This is a genomic window from Aurantimonas sp. A3-2-R12 (genome assembly GCF_036016755.1).
Taxonomy (GTDB): Bacteria; Pseudomonadota; Alphaproteobacteria; order Rhizobiales; family Rhizobiaceae; genus Aurantimonas; species Aurantimonas coralicida_A.
This window is the reverse complement of record NZ_JAYXIH010000001.1, coordinates 29,604-47,252: the sequence shown is the minus strand read 5'-3', so window position 1 is coordinate 47,252 and position 17,649 is coordinate 29,604. Positions and strand designations below refer to the sequence as shown.

General features: G+C 62.6%; 16 protein-coding genes. 2 read left to right on the top strand and 14 right to left on the bottom strand.

The features are described from left to right. Positions 1–433: 433 nt before the first annotated feature. From hflX to dusB, 8 genes are all read right to left on the bottom strand, one after another. Positions 434–1,822: a GTPase HflX gene (gene hflX / locus VSX60_RS00225; RefSeq protein ID WP_442873022.1), complete on the bottom strand. Its 1,389-nt coding sequence runs from the start codon at positions 1,820–1,822 to the stop codon at positions 434–436. Beyond that, the gene (gene hfq / locus VSX60_RS00220; protein ID WP_206453939.1) at positions 1,823–2,068 is read right to left on the bottom strand and encodes an RNA chaperone Hfq; all 246 of its coding nucleotides are present in this window, start codon (positions 2,066–2,068) and stop codon (positions 1,823–1,825) included. Positions 2,069–2,250: 182 nt separating this feature from the next. Beyond that, complete coding sequence (gene trkA / locus VSX60_RS00215; protein ID WP_327622102.1) at positions 2,251–3,627, bottom strand: Trk system potassium transporter TrkA; 1,377 nt, start codon at positions 3,625–3,627, stop codon at positions 2,251–2,253. A gap of 176 nt (positions 3,628–3,803) precedes the next feature. Then, positions 3,804–5,168, bottom strand: a complete 1,365-nt coding sequence (gene ntrX, locus VSX60_RS00210; protein ID WP_327622101.1) for a nitrogen assimilation response regulator NtrX — start codon at positions 5,166–5,168, stop codon at positions 3,804–3,806. Further along, on the bottom strand, positions 5,140–7,401 hold the full coding sequence (locus VSX60_RS00205; protein ID WP_442873021.1) for an ATP-binding protein: 2,262 nt from the start codon (positions 7,399–7,401) through the stop codon (positions 5,140–5,142). The genes ntrX and VSX60_RS00205 overlap by 29 nt, the downstream gene beginning before the upstream one ends. Positions 7,402–7,481: 80 nt before the next feature. After that, positions 7,482–8,927: a nitrogen regulation protein NR(I) gene (ntrC, locus tag VSX60_RS00200; protein WP_327622099.1), complete on the bottom strand. Its 1,446-nt coding sequence runs from the start codon at positions 8,925–8,927 to the stop codon at positions 7,482–7,484. Between the two features lie 10 nt (positions 8,928–8,937). Beyond that, positions 8,938–10,080, bottom strand: coding sequence for a two-component system sensor histidine kinase NtrB (locus VSX60_RS00195; RefSeq protein ID WP_327622098.1), 1,143 nt, complete (start codon positions 10,078–10,080; stop codon positions 8,938–8,940). A gap of 3 nt (positions 10,081–10,083) precedes the next feature. Continuing rightward, complete coding sequence (dusB, locus tag VSX60_RS00190) at positions 10,084–11,106, bottom strand: tRNA dihydrouridine synthase DusB (RefSeq protein WP_442873026.1); 1,023 nt, start codon at positions 11,104–11,106, stop codon at positions 10,084–10,086. A 188-nt stretch (positions 11,107–11,294) separates the two neighbouring features. Here dusB and VSX60_RS00185 point away from each other — a divergent pair, with 188 nt between their 5' ends. After that, positions 11,295–12,488: a bifunctional 2-C-methyl-D-erythritol 4-phosphate cytidylyltransferase/2-C-methyl-D-erythritol 2,4-cyclodiphosphate synthase gene (locus tag VSX60_RS00185; protein WP_327622096.1), complete on the top strand. Its 1,194-nt coding sequence runs from the start codon at positions 11,295–11,297 to the stop codon at positions 12,486–12,488. Beyond that, the gene (locus tag VSX60_RS00180; protein WP_327622095.1) at positions 12,485–12,994 is read left to right on the top strand and encodes a CinA family protein; all 510 of its coding nucleotides are present in this window, start codon (positions 12,485–12,487) and stop codon (positions 12,992–12,994) included. The genes VSX60_RS00185 and VSX60_RS00180 overlap by 4 nt, the downstream gene beginning before the upstream one ends. Here VSX60_RS00180 and VSX60_RS00175 read toward each other — a convergent pair. The 6 genes from VSX60_RS00175 to VSX60_RS00150 all read right to left on the bottom strand — a co-directional run bounded on the left by VSX60_RS00175 (position 12,979) and on the right by VSX60_RS00150 (position 17,614). Continuing rightward, the gene (locus VSX60_RS00175) at positions 12,979–13,461 is read right to left on the bottom strand and encodes a type II toxin-antitoxin system RatA family toxin (protein ID WP_327622094.1); all 483 of its coding nucleotides are present in this window, start codon (positions 13,459–13,461) and stop codon (positions 12,979–12,981) included. The genes VSX60_RS00180 and VSX60_RS00175 overlap by 16 nt on opposite strands. Positions 13,462–13,473: 12 nt before the next feature. Beyond that, positions 13,474–14,448 carry a lipoyl synthase gene (gene lipA / locus VSX60_RS00170; RefSeq protein ID WP_327622093.1) on the bottom strand — a complete coding sequence of 325 codons (975 nt, stop codon included), beginning with the start codon at positions 14,446–14,448 and terminating at the stop codon, positions 13,474–13,476. A 55-nt stretch (positions 14,449–14,503) separates the two neighbouring features. Next, positions 14,504–14,761, bottom strand: coding sequence for a GlsB/YeaQ/YmgE family stress response membrane protein (locus tag VSX60_RS00165; RefSeq protein WP_442872872.1), 258 nt, complete (start codon positions 14,759–14,761; stop codon positions 14,504–14,506). Between the two features lie 255 nt (positions 14,762–15,016). Then, the gene (gene lpdA / locus VSX60_RS00160) at positions 15,017–16,471 is read right to left on the bottom strand and encodes a dihydrolipoyl dehydrogenase (protein ID WP_327622092.1); all 1,455 of its coding nucleotides are present in this window, start codon (positions 16,469–16,471) and stop codon (positions 15,017–15,019) included. Then, positions 16,464–17,156, bottom strand: a complete 693-nt coding sequence (locus tag VSX60_RS00155) for an SGNH/GDSL hydrolase family protein (RefSeq protein ID WP_327622091.1) — start codon at positions 17,154–17,156, stop codon at positions 16,464–16,466. Before VSX60_RS00155 ends, lpdA begins: the two co-directional genes overlap by 8 nt. 20 nt (positions 17,157–17,176) lie before the next feature. Next, on the bottom strand, positions 17,177–17,614 hold the full coding sequence (locus tag VSX60_RS00150; protein ID WP_327622090.1) for a hypothetical protein: 438 nt from the start codon (positions 17,612–17,614) through the stop codon (positions 17,177–17,179). Between the last annotated feature and the right edge of the window lie 35 nt (positions 17,615–17,649).

The window sequence follows — 17,649 nt, the reverse complement described above, 5'->3', positions numbered from 1 at the left end:
CCGAAGCCGGAGAATTGGATGTTCCGGTCGATGCTCTCGCCGAGGAGAGTGTCGCATCATCATCTGAGGCACCTGAACGCAGCCGGACAAGCCGCAAGCGGTCCGGCACGAACGGCGAACGCGCCAGACCGGCCGCCGCGGCTGCTCCCCGCTCACGGGCGGCGCAGCCGGCCAGTCGCGCGCGGACCGACGACGGCAACGCTCCGGTCGGCTTCGGCGAAGACATTCCAGCCTTCATGCTCATCGGCACCGGCGCTTAACGCCACCCGCCGCAGGTCTCGCGCGCACATATCGGACGGACCAGGATGTCCTGGCCCGCCGAATGGATGCGTTTCGCGTCAATTGCTTCAGCTGCATTGGTCGATCGCCTGGAGAAGATCACGATATCGGCGGAGCGCGCGAAACCGTGCTTGATCCACTGCAGTTGATCGGCTTATCGAAATTCTATGCCGGATAATTGCTCGCTTAGTCGGCGTAATTCAGTCACGGCCTGAACGGTCATCTCGGCGCTGAGAGCCACCGAGCCGTCATCCCGATCATCTCTGCGGATCACCGATGAATTCTGGTAGATCCAGGGCAGAACACCCATGCCATCCGGCGCGACCTCGATGCTCACTTCGCGGAGACGGCCGGCGATGCGCCGCTCAACGTCCGCGAGAAGCTCGGGCACGCCTTCGCCGGTGATCGCCGAAACCAGGTGTGCGGCCTGAGTTGCTTGCTGTCCCTCGCGGACCGTCGCCAAATGGTGGCTGACGGACTCGTCCAGCAGATCGATCTTGTTCCAGACCTCGACGACATGCTCGCTGTCGTCGGCATCGATGTCGAGATCGCGCAGGATTTTCCGCACGTCCTCGGCCTGCGCCAAAGTGTCGGGATCGGCCATGTCGCGCACGTGCAGGACGATCTCGGCTTCGATCACTTCTTCCAGGGTTGCCCGAAACGCCGCGACGAGATGGGTCGGCAGGTCTGACACAAAACCCACGGTATCGGAAAACATCACCTCGGTTCCGTGGGGAAGTGCCGCACGGCGCAGGGTTGGATCGAGCGTGGCGAACAGCAGGTCCTTGGCGAAGACGTCGGCGCCGGTCAACCGGTTGAAAAGTGTCGATTTTCCCGCATTCGTGTAACCGACCAGCGCCACCACCGGGTGCGGCGCTTTCTTGCGCTTGGCGCGATGCAACTGACGTGTGCGCCGCACCGACTCCAGATCCTTCTCCAGCCGCTTGATGCGCTCCTGCAACTGGCGGCGATCGGATTCGATCTGCGTTTCGCCGGGGCCGCCCAGAAATCCGGCACCGCCGCGCTGTCGCTCGAGATGGGTCCAGCTGCGTACGAGCCGGCCGCGCTGATAGTTCAGATGCGCCAATTCGACCTGAAGCCGGCCCTCCTTCGTTCGGGCGCGTTGTCCGAATATCTCGAGGATGAGCCCGGTTCGGTCGAGGACTTTGGCGTCGAGTTCCTTTTCGAGATTGCGCTGTTGGACCGGCGTGAGCGAATGATCGAAGACGACAAGACCGATGTCTTCGCTCGCCACGAGGCCCTTCAGTTCCTCGACCTTGCCGGCGCCGATCAGCGTCGCCGGGCGCGGCCGAACGGCGCTAACGACGCCGCTGGCGACAATATCGAGACCGATCGCTGCGGCCAGGCCCATAGCCTCGTCCAAGCGCGCCTCGTCGCTCCGGCGCACCAACTCAGAGCTGCCCTGGCTTGCTTCGTCCCGCGATTGATATTGTTTGAAAACCGGCACGAAAACCGCCGCGCGCGTTACCACACTGCCGTGTTCGATCGGACCCTTTGGTCTGGATTCCTTATGCTCGGCCAATCACGCCTTCCCGTCTTCGTCGCCATCATACATGTTGACCGGCTGCGAGGGCATGATCGTCGAGATCGCGTGCTTGTAGACCAGTTGGGAATGACCGTCGCGCCGCAGCAGGACACAGAAATTGTCGAACGACGTCACCACGCCGGTCAATTTCACGCCGTTGACGAGGAAGATCGTCAGCGAAATCTTTTGCTTCCGGACCGTATTGAGAAAGAGATCCTGCAGATTCTGTGTGCGTTCAGGCATCAAACCTTGTCCTTTTCCTATTCTTATTGGCCGCGGCAACGACCGCCTGGCGGCTGTCGATCCGTGCGTTTGGCTCGCTCTCTAACTGAGCGCTTACGGTGTCGGTGCTTTGCCTCGCAACCTCGACCACAACAAAAACTCGGCCGTCTGGCCGATGATCGGGCTCCGGCGGAGCGACCGGATCAAAAAAACTCCAAACTCACGCGGAACAACTGCTCGACATGACGGACGGCGCTGGCGGTCGCAAAGATCACGACACGGTCCTTCGCCTTGATCTTGGTTTGCCCACTGGGTCGAACAAACTCGCCATTGCGATAGATCGCGCCGATCCGCAAGTTCTCCGGCAAATCCAGCTCGCGCAGCGGCTTGCCGACCAGCGGCGATGTCTCCAACGCCTCGGCCTCGATCACCTCCGCCACGCCGTTCTGGATCGAGTGGACCGCGCGGATTCGTCCGCGCCGCACATGCTGCAGGACCCGCGATATAGTGACCGACCGCGGGTTGATGAAGGCGTCGATTCCCAGCGTTCGGGTAAAACTTTGGTAGTCGGGGTTGTTCAGCAATGTCAGATTGCCGCCGCAGCCGAGTCGCTTGGCCATGACGCTCGCGAGGATATTGACCTTGTCGTCATTGGTCAGCGCCACCAACAGATCGCTCTGCCTGATGTCAGCCTCGTTGAGGATCACCTGATCGAGACCGCTGCCGTGCAGCACGATGGTTCGCTTCAATGTGTCGGCGATAGCGACCGCCCGGTCGTGATCCGCCTCGATGACACGAACCTTGGCGCCGAGATTACGGCGCTCCATCTGTTGCGCGACGTAAAGGCCGATATTGCCGCCGCCGACAATCACGATGCGGCCGGCTTCGGGCTCCTCGTGTCCGAAAAGACCAAGCGTCCGGCGTACGTGGGAGCGCTCGGCGACGACATAGGCGATGTCGCCGGCCACCATCTGGTCGTTCGAGGTCGGAATGAACAGCCGCTCCCCACGCCAGATCCCGACGACGGTCGCCTTGAGATCGGGAAACAGTTCGGTCAGCTGATCGAGCGGCGTGTCGACCACCGGACAATCGTCGCGGCATTCGATCGCGACCATCGCGATCGTATCGTCGGCAAAACGCACGGCATCCATCGCCCCAGGCAGGGCGATCCGTCGCAGCACCATCTCGCCGACCTCGACCTCCGGGGAAATGATGACGTCGATGGGCATGTTATCGGTCGAGAACAGATCCTGCCAATGCGAACGCAAATAGCTCTGGGACCGGATGCGCGCGATCTTGGTCGGAACATTGAACAGCGAATGGGCGACCTGGCAGGCCACCATGTTGACCTCATCATGCAAGGTCACCGCGATGATCATGTCCGCCTGCTCGGCGCCGGCCTCGGCCAGCACGTCCGGATGAGCCCCGTGGCCGACGAAGCCGCGAGCATCGAGATTGTCGCGGATCGCCTGGACGAGCGACCGCGACGTGTCGATCACCGACACGTCATTGCGTTCGGATGCAAGGCGCTCGGCGATGCCATAGCCGACCTGGCCCGCGCCACAAATCACCACTCTCATGGAATGCGCCTCTTTTGCCGACCCGCGAGCCGATCACCACAGGCGTCCATATCGGCTTGAGAGGTTTTGCGCAAAGGATTCCGGGTCTGCCGAGGCCCCATGTTGCCTGTCATCCGCCGGGGAGAACGCGGCGCCATCCGCCGTTCCCGTCCATAGGTGCGCGTCGGTCCACGTCGTCAGATGCCAAGCGACTTCAACTTACGGTGCAAAGCAGACCGCTCCATGCCGACGAACTCCGCGGTGCGAGAGATATTGCCGCCGAAGCGATTGATCTGCGCGACGAGATACTCCTTCTCGAACACTTCGCGCGCGTCGCGCAGCGGCAGGGCCAGGATCTGGCCATCCGACTGACTGGGTGTGCGCGGCAGCATTTCGCCGACCTCACGTGGCAGCATGTCCGCCGAGATCTGCGTTTCCGCATCGCCCTCCCTGGACAGGATCATCAGCCGTTCGACATTGTTGCGCAATTGCCGGACGTTTCCTGGCCAGTCGCTGGACTGCAAGACCGCCATCGCTTCGGGGCTGATGGCCTTCGGCTTGATGCCGGTCTGCTCGCTGATCTGCGTCATGAAGGCCTCCATGAGCAGCGGAATATCCTGGCGCCGGTCGGCGAGCGGGGGCACGACAATCGGGACAACGGCGAGCCGATGGTAGAGATCCTCGCGGAATATTCCGTCGGCGATCATCGATTCCAGATTCTGCGCCGTCGACGAAATGATCCGAACGTCAACCTTCACCCGCTTGGAGCCGCCGACCCGCTCGAACGTCTGCTCGGTAAGAACGCGCAGGATCTTGTTCTGGGTCTCGCGCGGCATGTCGCCAACCTCGTCGAGATACAAGACGCCACCATGGGCTTCCTCGAGCGCCCCGACCTTGCGCTCGACCCCCGGCGGTGTCTCCGTGCCGAAGAGCTCCACCTCCATGCGATCGGGCATGATGGCGGCCGCGTTGAGAGCGACAAAGGGCCCGTCGGCGCGGCTCGACCCGGCGTGGATCGCGCGCGCCACCATTTCCTTGCCGGAACCCGAGGCGCCAAGGATCATCACCCGGCTGTTGGTCGGGCCGACCCGCTCGATCAGCGTCCGTAACTGGTTCATCGGATGCGACTTGCCGATCAATTCGGCGAAATCGGACGAACGTCGGCGCAGTTCGGAAACCTCGCGCTTCAACTTCGAGGTCTCCAGCGCCCTTTCGGCGACGAGAATCAGCCGATCGGCTTTGAACGGCTTTTCGATGTAATCATAGGCGCCCCGGCGGATCGCCGACACCGCCGTCTCGATATTGCCGTGTCCGGAAATCATGACGACGGGAACTTCGGGATGCTGCGCCTTGATCGCATCGAGGAGATCAAGTCCGTCCAGCCGGCTGCCTTGCAGCCAGATATCCAGAAAGATAAGCCGCGGCACCCGGTCGGCGATCGACTGAAGCGCCGCATCCGAGCCGCCAGCTGTTCGCGTTTCATGACCCTCGTCCTCGAGGATTCCCGCTACCAGTTCGCGGATGTCGGCTTCGTCATCGACGATCAAGATGTCCGATGCCATCGATCTCACCTGTCCTTTCTTCCGTCTCTTCTTCGTTCGGCTCGACGGCAGTTTCCATCGCCGGCAAGGTGATACGTACCAATGCGCCTTGAGGCTGGTCCGGCGCATCGTCGAGGGCGATGGTTCCGCCGTGATCCTCGATAATCTTCCGGACGATCGCCAGGCCGAGCCCTGTACCCTTCTCGCGTGTCGTCATGTAGGGCTCAAGCAGACGATCTCGATCCTCGCGCGGAAATCCGCGACCGTTGTCGATGATTTCGACGATGTGGCGGTCCTGGCCCGGCTCCGCCCGGATGACGATGCGACCCTCGATATCCTCGGTTGCCTCGAGCGCCTCGACCGCGTTCTTCACTAAATTTCCAAACGCTTGTGACAGCAACCGTATGTCATAGGAACCGAGCATGGGTTGATCTGGAATATTGGCCTCGAAGGCGATCCCGTGGTCGCCCATTTCGCGCATGAAGACCGCCTCGCGCAGCGCTTCGCGAAGGTCCTTGGCTTCCATCTTCGGCTTCGGCATCCGCGCGAAGGTGGAGAATTCGTCGACCATGCGGCCGATATCGGAGACCTGCCGCACGATCGTTTCGATGCACCGGTCGAAGACTTCGCGATCGTCCTCAACGCGTTTTCCGTATCGACGCCGGATGCGTTCCGCGGACAGTTGGATCGGGGTGAGCGGGTTCTTGATCTCATGGGCAATACGACGCGCGACGTCCGCCCAGGCTGACGAGCGCTGAGCCTCGACAAGGTCGGTGATGTCGTCGATCGTCACCACACTCGACTGGGCCTCCTCCCCTGCCTCGGAGGACGTGATCCGGATCGCCAGGGTCCTTTCTCGGTCGCGGATGCGCAGTTTGACTTCCTCTTGATACTCCGGCCGCGAAGATATCGACGCGGCGCGGTAAATCCTGCCGATGAGCGGAAACGTCTCATCAAGATTTCGGCCCACCACGAGCCGAGATTCCACATCGAGAATGCGCTCGGCCGACGGATTGACCATCGTCGCCGTGCCATCCCGTTCGACACCGATCACTCCGACGGTCACGCCGGACAGAACGGCCTCGGTGAAGCGGCGGCGTTCGTCGATAACATCCTTGGCGTGAACCAGTTCCGAACGCTGGCTGCGAAGCTGCAGGATCATGTTGTTGAATGTGTTCGACAGGGATCCGACGTCGCCGTCGGACGCGCGCACAGGAACCGATATGGATAGATTGCCGTCGCTGACCTCATCGGCCGCACCCATCAGCATCCGGATCGGTCGGACGAGCCGGTCGGCGACGCCGATGCCGGTCCAGATCGCCGACAACAGGACGATCAGCGTGATCCCCAGATACAAAAGCGCGAAGGCGAGCTGGAGGCCGAAGCGATTGGACTGGAGGCTCGAATATTCCGCCGACCGTTCCTCCATCAACCGCAGCGCGGCGATCACCTCCGGGTCGACGGCGCGCACGGTGTAGAGATAGACATTCGCGATCTGCCTCAGTTTGATGATCGCGCCAACGAGGTTGGTGACGCCGGGGGGGATGAAGACGAGGTTACCTTCCGCCGCCTGTTTCAAAGCGTCGTCCGGGGGGACCGGCAGCGGGCGTTCGACCGCGACGTCAGCTGCCAGGAATGGCGTGCCGTCCGGCCGCAAAAGCTGCGCCCCGAGCAGCGAGCGCCCCTTGGCCTGATCGGTCATCAGATTCTGGAAACCGGTCTGATCGAGACCGAACAACCGCCGTTGCTGATCCAGGTCGTAGGCCATCGACAACGTTGAGCCCTGAAGGTTGCGGGCGTTCTCGTTGACATAGGCCCGCGCCACGCTGATCGAGGATTCGACAATGGTGCGGGTGCGAATCTCGAACCAGCGGTCAAGGCCGAGATCGAGCGTGATACCGGCCACGATCGCCACTAGCAGCGCCGGCAGCGCAGCGACGATGGAAAACAGCAAGACGATGCGAACGTGCAGACGCGACGCGGCCTTTCCCTGCCGCCGCGCCCGGACCATGCGCATGACTTCCCGCCCGATCAAAAGGCAGAGGATCAACACGAAGGCGCCGTTGACGACGGTCGCGATGGTCACGATCGTGTCCGTCGGCGCGATCGGCGTCAGTCCCATGAGGACGACGAAGGAGATCGCCCCCGTCACCAGTGCCCCAACAACGGCCAGAAGGCCCGGAACAAGCATGAATCGCCGCCGTTCCAACAGGAACGGAATCTCGCCTTCTGATTGCACCGGGTTAGAAGTCATGATTCGCCGCAAATGATGATCACGTTGCCACACAGCAACGGATTGTGTCTAATCTGCAACGAAATTCGGCAGATATCCAGTTATCTGATCAAGCGGACGACAGAAATGTCGAGATCGCGGATTTTCTTGCGCAGGGTATTTCGGTTGACGCCCAACAGATCGGCCGCCCGGACCTGATTTCCGCGTGTTGCCGCGAGAGCTGCCGCGATCAGCGGATACTCCACGTCTCGCAAGATCCGCTCATGCAGACCTGGCGGGGGCAGACCATCCCCGAACGACGCGAAATAGTCGGAGAGATAACGTTCCACCGCCGCGCTGAGATCGATCGGCCTGTCGCTATCGCTGTCGATGCCCGGGGAACTGGGGGCATCATTGGACAATTCGTGCTCGACCAATTCGGCCGATATCTCGTCTTGCGGATAGAGCGCCGAAAGGCGGCGCACGAGGTTTTCGAGCTCACGGACGTTGCCGGGCCAAGGGTAGCGGCGCATGACGTCGAGCGCGCCTTGGCTCAGCGTCTTTCGCGGCAGCCCCTCCTTTTCGGCCTGGGCGAAGAAATGCCGCGCGAGATCGGCCAAATCCTCGATGCGTTCGCGCATCGGCGGCAGCCGCAGCGGCACCACGTTGAGGCGATAGAACAGGTCCTCGCGAAACAGCCCGCGGCCGATCAACTGGCGCAGATCCTTGTTGGTGGCGGCCACGATACGCACGTCGGTGGCGATCGGCGTGCGCCCTCCGACGATCGTATATTCGCCCTGTTGGAGCACCCGCAGAAGTCGGGTTTGCGCTTCCATCGGCATGTCGCCGATCTCGTCCAAAAACAGCGTTCCGCCTTCGGCCTGCTCGAAACGGCCGCTGGTGCGGGCCTGCGCCCCGGTAAAAGCCCCCTTCTCATGACCAAAAAGCTCGGATTCGATCAACTCGCGCGGGATAGCCGCCATGTTAATAGCGACGAACGGCCCCTTGCGCCGCCGTCCATAGTCGTGAAGCGCACGGGCGACGAGCTCCTTGCCGGTGCCCGATTCACCCGTGATCGTCACCGTGAGATCGGTCTGCATCATCCGGGCCAGCGCGCGGTAGATGTCCTGCATCGCCGGCGAACGGCCCACCAGCGGCATCGAGTCCTGGAGTTCTTCCGGCGCGCCCGTCTTGGCCCCGGGCCTCGGTTCGGACAGCGCGCGGCGCACGATCGCAACGAGTTCGGTCAGATCGAAGGGCTTGGGAATGTAGTCGTAGGCGCCCTTCTCCGACGCCTTGATGGCCGTCATGAAGGTGTTCTGCGCGCTCATGACGATCACCGGCAGGTCCGGTCGTGAGTTCTTGATCCGCGGAAGCGTGTCGAAGGCGTTGCCGTCGGGCATGAGAACGTCGGTGATGACCAGATCGCCCTCACCCGCCGAAATCCACCGCCACAGCGTCGCGATGTTCGAGGTGACGCGCACCTCGAACCCGGCGCGCATCAGCGCCTGCGAGACCACCGTGCGGATGGCCGAGTCATCGTCGGCGACGAGGATCTGCATACTCATTCCCGTGTCCTCAGATTTCCGTTCCGACAGGCAGATCCTGCTCGTCGGGAGTTCGCGCTTCGCGCCAGGCCGGCATCAGAACGCGGAAGATCGTGTGCCCCGGCTGCGACTCGCATTCGATGACCCCGCCATGATCGCCGACGATCTTCGCGACCAGGGCAAGTCCAAGGCCGGAACCGCTCGGCTTGGTCGTCACGAAGGGATCGAAGATGTGCTGGCGGAGGTCATCGGGGACTCCGGCGCCGTTGTCTTCCACAGCGAATTCCAACGGTAAGGTGACGCGGTCCTTGGTGCCGGGAACCGACAGCCGGACGCCAGGCTTGAAGGCGGACGAAAGGCGGATTTCGCCGTCCTCGCGACCATTTACCGCTTCCGCCGCATTCTTCAGGAGGTTGAGAAAGACCTGCACCAGCTGGTCCCGGTTGGCCAGGACCGCCGGCAGCGAGGGGTCGTAAAGCTCGGCGATCTTGATATCCCGGGCAAAGCCGCTTTTGCCGAGCATCTTCACGTGCTCCAAGACCGAGTGAATGTTCACCGCCGATCGCTCGATCGGCCGCTGGTCGGAGAACACCTCCATCCGGTCGACCAGCTTGACGATCCGGTCGCTCTCCTCCTGGATCAGCCGAGTCAAACCTCGATCTTCGTCGCTGGCCGAGGTGGCCAGGAGTTGCGCCGCGCCCTTGATCCCGGACAGCGGGTTGCGGATTTCATGGGCGAGCATGGCCGCCAGCCCGGTGACGGATCGAGCGGCGGATCGGTGGGTCAGCTGGCGGTCCATCTTCTCCGCAATGGAGCGCAGCTGGATCATCACCACGACGAGGTCGGGCTCGTCCGGTAAATTCGAGACGTACAGATCCACCAGCCGTTCGCCGCCGAGACGTGGCGAGGAAAGGTCGACGCGATACTCGCTGATTCGTCCCTGCTGCTGTCGGACCTGCTCGATCAGCGCGAAGAGCGGGCTGTCCCCCGGCACGAAGTCCTGAATGCGCCGTTTGGCGAGACTGGCCATGCCGGCCGAAAAGAACTGCTCGGCATCGGAATTGGCGAACCGAAAATACCCTTCGCGGTCGAGAACGACGACGGGATGCGGCAAGGCATTCAGGATACGCGTGTGTTCAAACGCAACGGCTGGAGAATCGAACGGGATCGTCACCGGTCAGGCCGCATCGCGAAAGAGGTCATGCCGGAAGGTCGGCTCCACATCGGACAGGCGGGCGTCGCCGAACAGGCGCCTCAGACAGGCGACGATAGCCGCCGGTTCACGGCCTGCCATGACCGACGCTCTATCCGCCGCCGAAATCGGCTCGACGCCGCCTGCGCCGAAACGGTCAAGGTACCAGCCCAGATGCTTTCGCGCATGGCGGACGCCGACATTTAGGCCGTAATGGGCCAGCATCATATCGTAGTGCTCCTCGACGAGATCGGACAGGCGAATGGCGGACAAGTCCTTCAAGCCAACCCTGCCGACGAGAAGCCCCGGCAGCCAGGGCCGTCCTTGCGCCCCGCGACCGATCATGACGGCATCTGCCCGGCTCGATGTCAGCATTGGTTGCAGTTGATGGAAATCGGTGAGATCGCCATTGGCGACGACCGGTACGGCGACCGCGTCGCGCACCGCTGCGATCGCCGGCCAGTCGGCCTTTCCTTCATAGAAATCGGCGCGGGTTCGCCCATGCACCGTGATCATCCGGACGCCCGCCGCCTCGGCCCTCGCAGCAAGTTCGGGAGCGTTGATCGAGGCCCGATCCCAACCAAGCCGCATCTTCAGCGTCACCGGGATATCGCCGGCACCGGCGACGGTCGCTTCGACGATCCGCAAGGCGAGATCAGGCTCGCGCATCAGTGCCGAGCCGGACAATCCGCCGACGACTTTTTTCGCCGGACAGCCCATGTTGATATCGATGATGTCGACGCCGAGATCCGCCAGCCGTTCGGCCGCCTGGCGCATCCATTTCGGATCGCGGCCGGCGAGTTGGACGGCATGGGTGCCCGATCCGTCTCGCATCGCCCGCATCGCACTCGCGTCGCAACCTTTGACGAATTCGCCGCTGGCGACCATTTCGGATACAACCAGCCCGGCGCCGAATCGGCGCGCGAGACGACGAAATGCCACGTCGGAAATACCTGACAAAGGAGCCAGGAAGACGCGGTTATCCAAGCGGTTAGGCCCAACCGACAGCGGTTGCTCGACACCGCGCGGGGTTGATCGCCAAGCGCCGGCTTCGGAGCTCTTTCCAGGTTGTGTCGATTCTCGCATCATTGGGTTGCACTTTATAGAGGCGTGCTCAAAAGACAAGCATATTGCACTTGCGAAGTCGCCCTCATCTGTGATCCAGACTGGGGCGACACAAGGGAAGGATCGCCAGAATGAAACCCACTGTCGCGGCGATCGTCGTTGCCGCGGGGCGCGGCGAACGGGCCGGCCAATCCCATGAAGGGCCGAAACAATATCGCCGCATCGCGGGACGGTCCATTCTGGCTCGGACACTTGATAATCTCCGTTCGCATCCGGCCATCGAGCGCCTCGTCCTGGTCATCCACCCCGACGACCGTGAGCTGCTGCGGAAGGCTCTCGGGACCGATGGCGACGACGACCTGCAAATCGTCGGCGGCGGTTCGACGCGCCAGGAATCGGTGCGTCTTGGACTGGCTGCCCTGGCCGAGACGCCGCCGGATCGCGTCCTCATCCATGACGCCGTGCGCCCCTTCGTCGACGCGGCGCTGATCGATCGAACGCTGGCGGCTCTCTCCGATACCGTCGGTGCCATCCCGGCGCTGCCCGTCGCGGATACCCTGAAACGTGGTGCGGAGGCTGGCCTGATCGCCGCGACGGTCGACCGACGGCAACTCTTTGCCGCCCAGACACCGCAGGGCTTTCACTTCGGTCCGATTCGTGACGCGCACGAGCGGGCCGCCCGGTCCGGCCGAACCGATTTCACCGACGAGGCCTCGATTGCCGAATGGGCCGGGCTGGCCGTGCGGCTCGTCGACGGTTCGTCCGACAATGTGAAACTGACGACCGCGCGTGATATCGCCTTGGCCGACGAACGATTGAGGAGAGCTCCGGGCATGATCGATGTCAGAACCGGCAATGGCTATGACGTCCACCAGCTGGTCGATGGCGACCATGTAACCCTGTGCGGCGTGCGGATCGCCCATGATCGCGCGCTGTCTGGACATTCCGATGCCGATGTCGGGCTGCACGCGCTCACCGACGCCCTGCTCGCCACCTGCGGCGCGGGCGACATCGGCGATCATTTCCCGCCCAGCGATCCGCAATGGCGGGGCGCGCCGTCGCATATCTTCGTGGCGAAGGCTGTGGAGATCGTGCGCGCGAGGGGGGGGCGGATCATGAATGCCGATGTGTCGCTGATCTGCGAGGCGCCGACGATCGCGCCCCATCGTGAGACGATGCGTGAGGCGATCGCGGAAATGACAGGGATCGGCCTCGATCGGGTCTCGGTCAAGGCGACGACCAACGAAACCATCGGCTTCGTCGGGCGACGAGAGGGCATTGCGGCGATCGCCACGGCGAGTGTCGCTTACGGGGAAAGCGCGTGACGGAAGAAGCGGGCGAGATCGCCGACAAGGCCCGCAGGGTCATCGAGGCCTACACCGCGCGCGGCCTGAAAATTGCCACCGCCGAGTCCTGCACGGGCGGGATGATCGCGGCAGCCCTGACGGATATCGCCGGGTCTTCGGCTGTCCTTGACCGCGGGTTTGTAACCTACTCGAACGAGGCCAAAATCGCGATGATCGGTGTTGATCCGGAAAGTCTCGCGGCCGACGGCGCTGTGTCGGAAACCGTCGCGCGTCAGATGGCGGAAGGAACCTTGCGAGCCTCGAACGCGGATGTCGCCATATCCGTCACCGGCATCGCCGGTCCAGGTGGCGGTTCGTCGGCAAAGCCCGTCGGCCTGGTGCATTTCGCATGCGCGGGCAACGGTATGACACGACACGTCGAAAAACGTTTCGGTGACCTTGGCCGTTCGGCTATCCGAGGCGCCAGCGTCAGGGTGGCGCTCGATCTATTGCTGGAAGCGGTGAGAGATCAACCGGCCTGCTGAGAATCGGCCGGGCGGGTATCGAAACCGTAGACTGCGTCGGCGCGCTCCTCGAATGCCTTGGCGAACCGCCGAAAGGCAAAGTCGAACATCGACCCCATTAAAAGGCCGAGCGTCCGACTCTTGAACTCGTATTCGATGAAGAAATTGACGTCACAGCCGCCGTCGCTGGCTGCCTCGAAGGTCCAACGATTGTCGAGATAGCGGAACGGCCCGTCGACATATTTGACATCGATCCGGCGTTCGGCGGGCTTGAGTAGAACCTGCGTCGAGAAGGTTTCCCGAACCATCTTGTAGGCGACCGTCATGTCGGCCACGAGCAAGGTCTTGCCGTCTTTCTCCCGTCGGGAGCGCACGACCAACTGCTGGCAGAGCGGCAGGAATTCCGGATATTTTTCGACATCCGCGACGAGCGCGAACATTTCGTCTGGGCTATGGCGCACATGGCGCGTCGTCTCGAACTTTGCCATGGTTCCGCAATATTAGGCTGCGGCCTCGCGGGCAAGGCGCGCCGCTTTAAGCCGGTCGAAATCTTCGCCGGCATGATGCGACGAGCGGGTCAGCGGGCTAGACGCGACCAGGAGGAAGCCTTTCGCCAGCGCCACGGTCTCAAAGGACGTGAACTCTTCCGGAGTCACAAAGCGCATCACCGCGTGGTGCTTCTTGGTCGGCTGCAGATATTGCCCGATGGTGAGGAAATCGACGTCGGCCGTCCTCAGATCGTCCATCAATTGCAGCACTTCGTTCCGCTCCTCGCCGAGACCGACCATGATGCCGGATTTGGTGAACATCGTCGGATCGAGTTCCTTGACCCGCTGCAAGAGGCGGATCGAATGGAAGTAGCGGGCTCCGGGCCGAACCGTCAGATAGTTCGACGGCACCGTTTCCAGATTGTGGTTGAAGACGTCGGGCTTGGCGGCCACCACCGTTTCGAGCGCACCGGGTTTGCGCAGGAAATCCGGCGTCAGGATCTCGATCGTCGTTCCCGGCGCGATGGCGCGGATCGCGCGGATCGTCTTGACGAAGTGTTCCGCGCCGCCGTCGGGCAGATCGTCGCGGTCGACCGAGGTGATAACGACGTGGGCCAGCCCCATCGCAGCCACGGCACGTCCGACACTCTCCGGTTCACTTTGGTCAAGCGCCTTAGGCAGTCCGGTGGCAACATTGCAGAAGGCGCAGGCACGGGTGCAAATCCCGCCCATGATCATGAAGCTCGCGTGCTTCTTTTCCCAGCAGCCGCCGATATTGGGACAGCCGGCTTCCTCGCAAACCGTCACCAGATTATTGGAACGGGTAATTTCGCGGGTTTCGTAATAGCCCTTAGACACCGGCGCCTTGACGCGAATCCAGTCTGGCTTCTTCAGACTGGCCGTCTGATCCGGACGATGGGCTTTTTCGGGATGCCGCGGCCGGGGAGTCTCCCCGGCCGGCCGGCGATTATCGAGCACGGTGACCATGCGACTTACTTAGCCTCGCCTCGGCACCGTTGCAACGCGCCGAAGCGCTTGGCTGCTATGTGCGACCGCGAACCGCGCGGAAGATGAAGATCAACAAGCAGGCGCCGATGAAGCCCACGATCAGATAGGAGAACGAGAACGACGCGCCTGCCTGGAAATCGACCAGACCCGTAAGTCCGAGGATCAGGTTCAGGACGATGGCGCCGACGATCCCGAGAATAATATTCATGAAGAGACCCATGTCGCTCTTCATGACCTTTTCGGCCAACCAACCAGCGATGCCGCCGACGATAATTGCTGCAAGCCAACTCATACGAATCTCCATCAAGTTTTTGTTTTGATGAAGATAGGGCGAATTGACCTTTGCCAAGCTCACCGTTGCATTTTTTGTGAAAGACGGTGATCGGCCCGGGATTTTCCGGGTTCCGCAGCGCCGAGAGGCCGCTTTCTTGCCGACAATGTGGCGACGGCCGCTCGCTTTTCTGAGCGACGATGCGCCTGTTGACTACGAACGCCCTGCTCCACCATCGAAGTCGGGGCGGCTTGGGCCTGACCCCAAGCCTGCGCCTCACATGTGGATAACCTTGCCATAGGCATCGAGCACGCTCTCGTGCATCATTTCCGACAGGGTCGGATGCGGGAAGACGGAGTGCATCAGCTCTTCCTCGGTGGTCTCGAGGCCCATGGCGATGACGAAGCCCTGGATGAGTTCGGTCACCTCCGCGCCGACCATGTGCGCACCGAGCAACTCGCCGGTCTTGGCGTCGAACACGGTCTTCACCAGCCCCTCGGGCTCGCCCAGCGCGATCGCCTTGCCGTTGCCCTTGAAGTTAAAGCGCCCGACCTTGACTTCGCGGCCGGCTTCCTTGGCCTTGGCCTCCGTCATGCCCACCGAGGCGACCTGCGGCTGGCAATAGGTGCAGCCGGGAATTTGCGTCGTCTTCATGGGGTGAACATCCATCCCCTTGATCTTCTCGACGCAGATCGTCCCCTCATGCTCGGCCTTGTGGGCCAGCATCGGCGGTCCGGCCACATCGCCGATGGCATAGATGCCCTCGACATTGGTCCGGCCGAAGCCGTCGATCTTGACCACGCCCCGCTCGATCGCCACGCCGGCCTCCTCGAGCCCTAGGCCATCGATGTTGCACTGGACCCCGACGGCCGAGATCAGCCGCTCGGCCTTCAGCGTCTCGGTCTTGCCTCCCTTGGCTTCGACGGTCACCTCGACGCCCTGCCCGGATTTCGTCACCTTCGAGACCTTGGCGTTCGTCAGGATCTTGATGCCCTGCTTCTCCAACTGCTTGCGGACGACGCCCGCGATCTCGGCATCCTCGACCGGCATGATCTGCGGCAGCAGTTCGACGACCGTCACCTCGGCGCCCATCGTGCGGTAGAAGGAGGCGAATTCGATGCCGATCGCGCCCGAGCCCATGACGATGAGCGATTTGGGCATCGACGCCGGCTTCATCGCCTCGAAATAGGTCCAGATGCGATCGCCGTCCGGCTCGATGCCCGGCAGAACGCGCGGCCGCGCGCCGGTGGCGACGATCACGTGCTTGGCCTTGTAGGCCCCCTCCCCGAGCACGCCCTTGGGCGTCGGATTCTGCGGCTCCACCGCCGGCTTCTTCATTTTGCCGACCGACACCTCGACAGGGGCGCCCTTCCCGGCCTTGGTGATCTTCGCTTCGCCCCAGATGACGTCGATCTTGTTCTTCTTCATCAGATAGCCGACGCCGCCGTTGAGCTGCGCCGAAACGCCGCGCGAGCGCTTGACCACGGCGGCGATATCGAAACCGGGCTTGGCGATTGTCAGTCCGTAGTCCTTGGCGTTCTCGGCATAGTGGAAGATCTCGGCCGAGCGCAGAAGCGCCTTGGTCGGGATGCAGCCCCAGTTGAGACAGATGCCGCCGAGGTGCTCGCGCTCCACGACGGCCGTCTTGAACCCGAGTTGCGCCGCCCGGATCGCCGCGACATAGCCGCCAGGACCGCCGCCGATGATCAGGATGTCGTAGGTGTCAGCCATTGGTCGTCTCCTCGGCCGGACGGGCGGAGTGAGACGCCTCGTCGGCTTCGTTCAATATCGCTCTCACCGGCTCAACCAGTTCCTCGCCGAGAGCGCGGGTGTGCGCGGCGGAGAGATGAACTCCGTCCAATTCAGTTGTCTCGCAGACCTCGGACGCATCGAAGAAAGCGCAGCCATATTCTTCTGCCACCTTCGTAAAGGCCGAGCGGAAATGCTGCGATTCCTCGACGCCATGGCCGAATAGCAAGGCGAAGTCGGGCTCCATGGTTTCGCAGAACATGGGCGGAGCGACGATCAGGATTTTCGGCGCCCCATAGCCACGCTGATAAGGGAACCCTTGGACGATCTCGACCAGCCGCTCCATGCCCTGGCGTGACTCGAACACCCTGCCTCCACCGGTGTGGCGCTTGAGGTCGTTTGTTCCCAGCATGAGGATGACGAGATCGAGTGGCTGATGCGCGCCGAGCGCGGTGGCGATCGTCTTCACCCCATTGCGCTCGGCCATGACCATCTGGTCGTCGAACACCGTGGTACGGCCGTTCAGGGCGTCGGTGATGACCACGACATCATCGCCGAGCGCTTTGGCCAGGACATTCGGCCAGCGGTCATCGAAGGCGTGCCGCAGTCCGGTTTCGGAGTCGTAGCCCCAGGTCAGCGAGTCGCCGTAACACAGTACCGTCTTCATCAAACCATTGTCTCCGCCCTCTACCGTCCGTCCAGCAATTTCGTTACGTCTTCCAGGCTGCGCACGTCCGGTGTCAGCTCGACAGGTGTCTCGGAGCGCTCGGACAGTCGAAAGATATCCCCGCGTGCCGAATCGAGGACGCGTTCGGCGATGATGGCCGTCTGCTCGCACATCACGAGAGTGTTCGTCTGGCTCGGTCCGATCGTTTCAGGAGGATAGCTCAGGCAAAGTTCGACGCCGTCCACACTCCAATCCGCAACAACGATCTTTGCGCCCAGGCTCGACGACCAAACCGAAGCGGACCCGCCGGGCGCAAGATATTCGACCTGCACGGAGGGGTCGTCGGGGCCGTCGCCCCCGTAAAGTAGCGTCATGTCGATGAAGTCGAACGTGGCGGATTCACTCGCGCCGCCTGCCACCGCCGCCGCCATCTCGAAAACGCCGATCAGGCACCCCAAGGCTGCGACCAGTGCGACCCGACGGCCTCGCGCGC

Coding starts and splice junctions, on each gene's coding strand:
- lipA (WP_327622093.1), bottom strand. CDS start 14,448: ATGGTCACCGTGCTCGATAATCGCCGGCCGGCCGGGGAGACTCCCCGG.
- lpdA (WP_327622092.1), bottom strand. CDS start 16,471: ATGGCTGACACCTACGACATCCTGATCATCGGCGGCGGTCCTGGCGGC.
- ntrC (WP_327622099.1), bottom strand. CDS start 8,927: ATGAGTATGCAGATCCTCGTCGCCGACGATGACTCGGCCATCCGCACG.
- ntrX (WP_327622101.1), bottom strand. CDS start 5,168: ATGGCATCGGACATCTTGATCGTCGATGACGAAGCCGACATCCGCGAA.
- VSX60_RS00165 (WP_442872872.1), bottom strand. CDS start 14,761: ATGAGTTGGCTTGCAGCAATTATCGTCGGCGGCATCGCTGGTTGGTTG.
- hfq (WP_206453939.1), bottom strand. CDS start 2,068: ATGCCTGAACGCACACAGAATCTGCAGGATCTCTTTCTCAATACGGTC.
- VSX60_RS00175 (WP_327622094.1), bottom strand. CDS start 13,461: ATGGCAAAGTTCGAGACGACGCGCCATGTGCGCCATAGCCCAGACGAA.
- VSX60_RS00185 (WP_327622096.1), top strand. CDS start 11,295: ATGAAACCCACTGTCGCGGCGATCGTCGTTGCCGCGGGGCGCGGCGAA.
- VSX60_RS00205 (WP_442873021.1), bottom strand. CDS start 7,401: ATGACTTCTAACCCGGTGCAATCAGAAGGCGAGATTCCGTTCCTGTTG.
- VSX60_RS00155 (WP_327622091.1), bottom strand. CDS start 17,156: ATGAAGACGGTACTGTGTTACGGCGACTCGCTGACCTGGGGCTACGAC.
- trkA (WP_327622102.1), bottom strand. CDS start 3,627: ATGAGAGTGGTGATTTGTGGCGCGGGCCAGGTCGGCTATGGCATCGCC.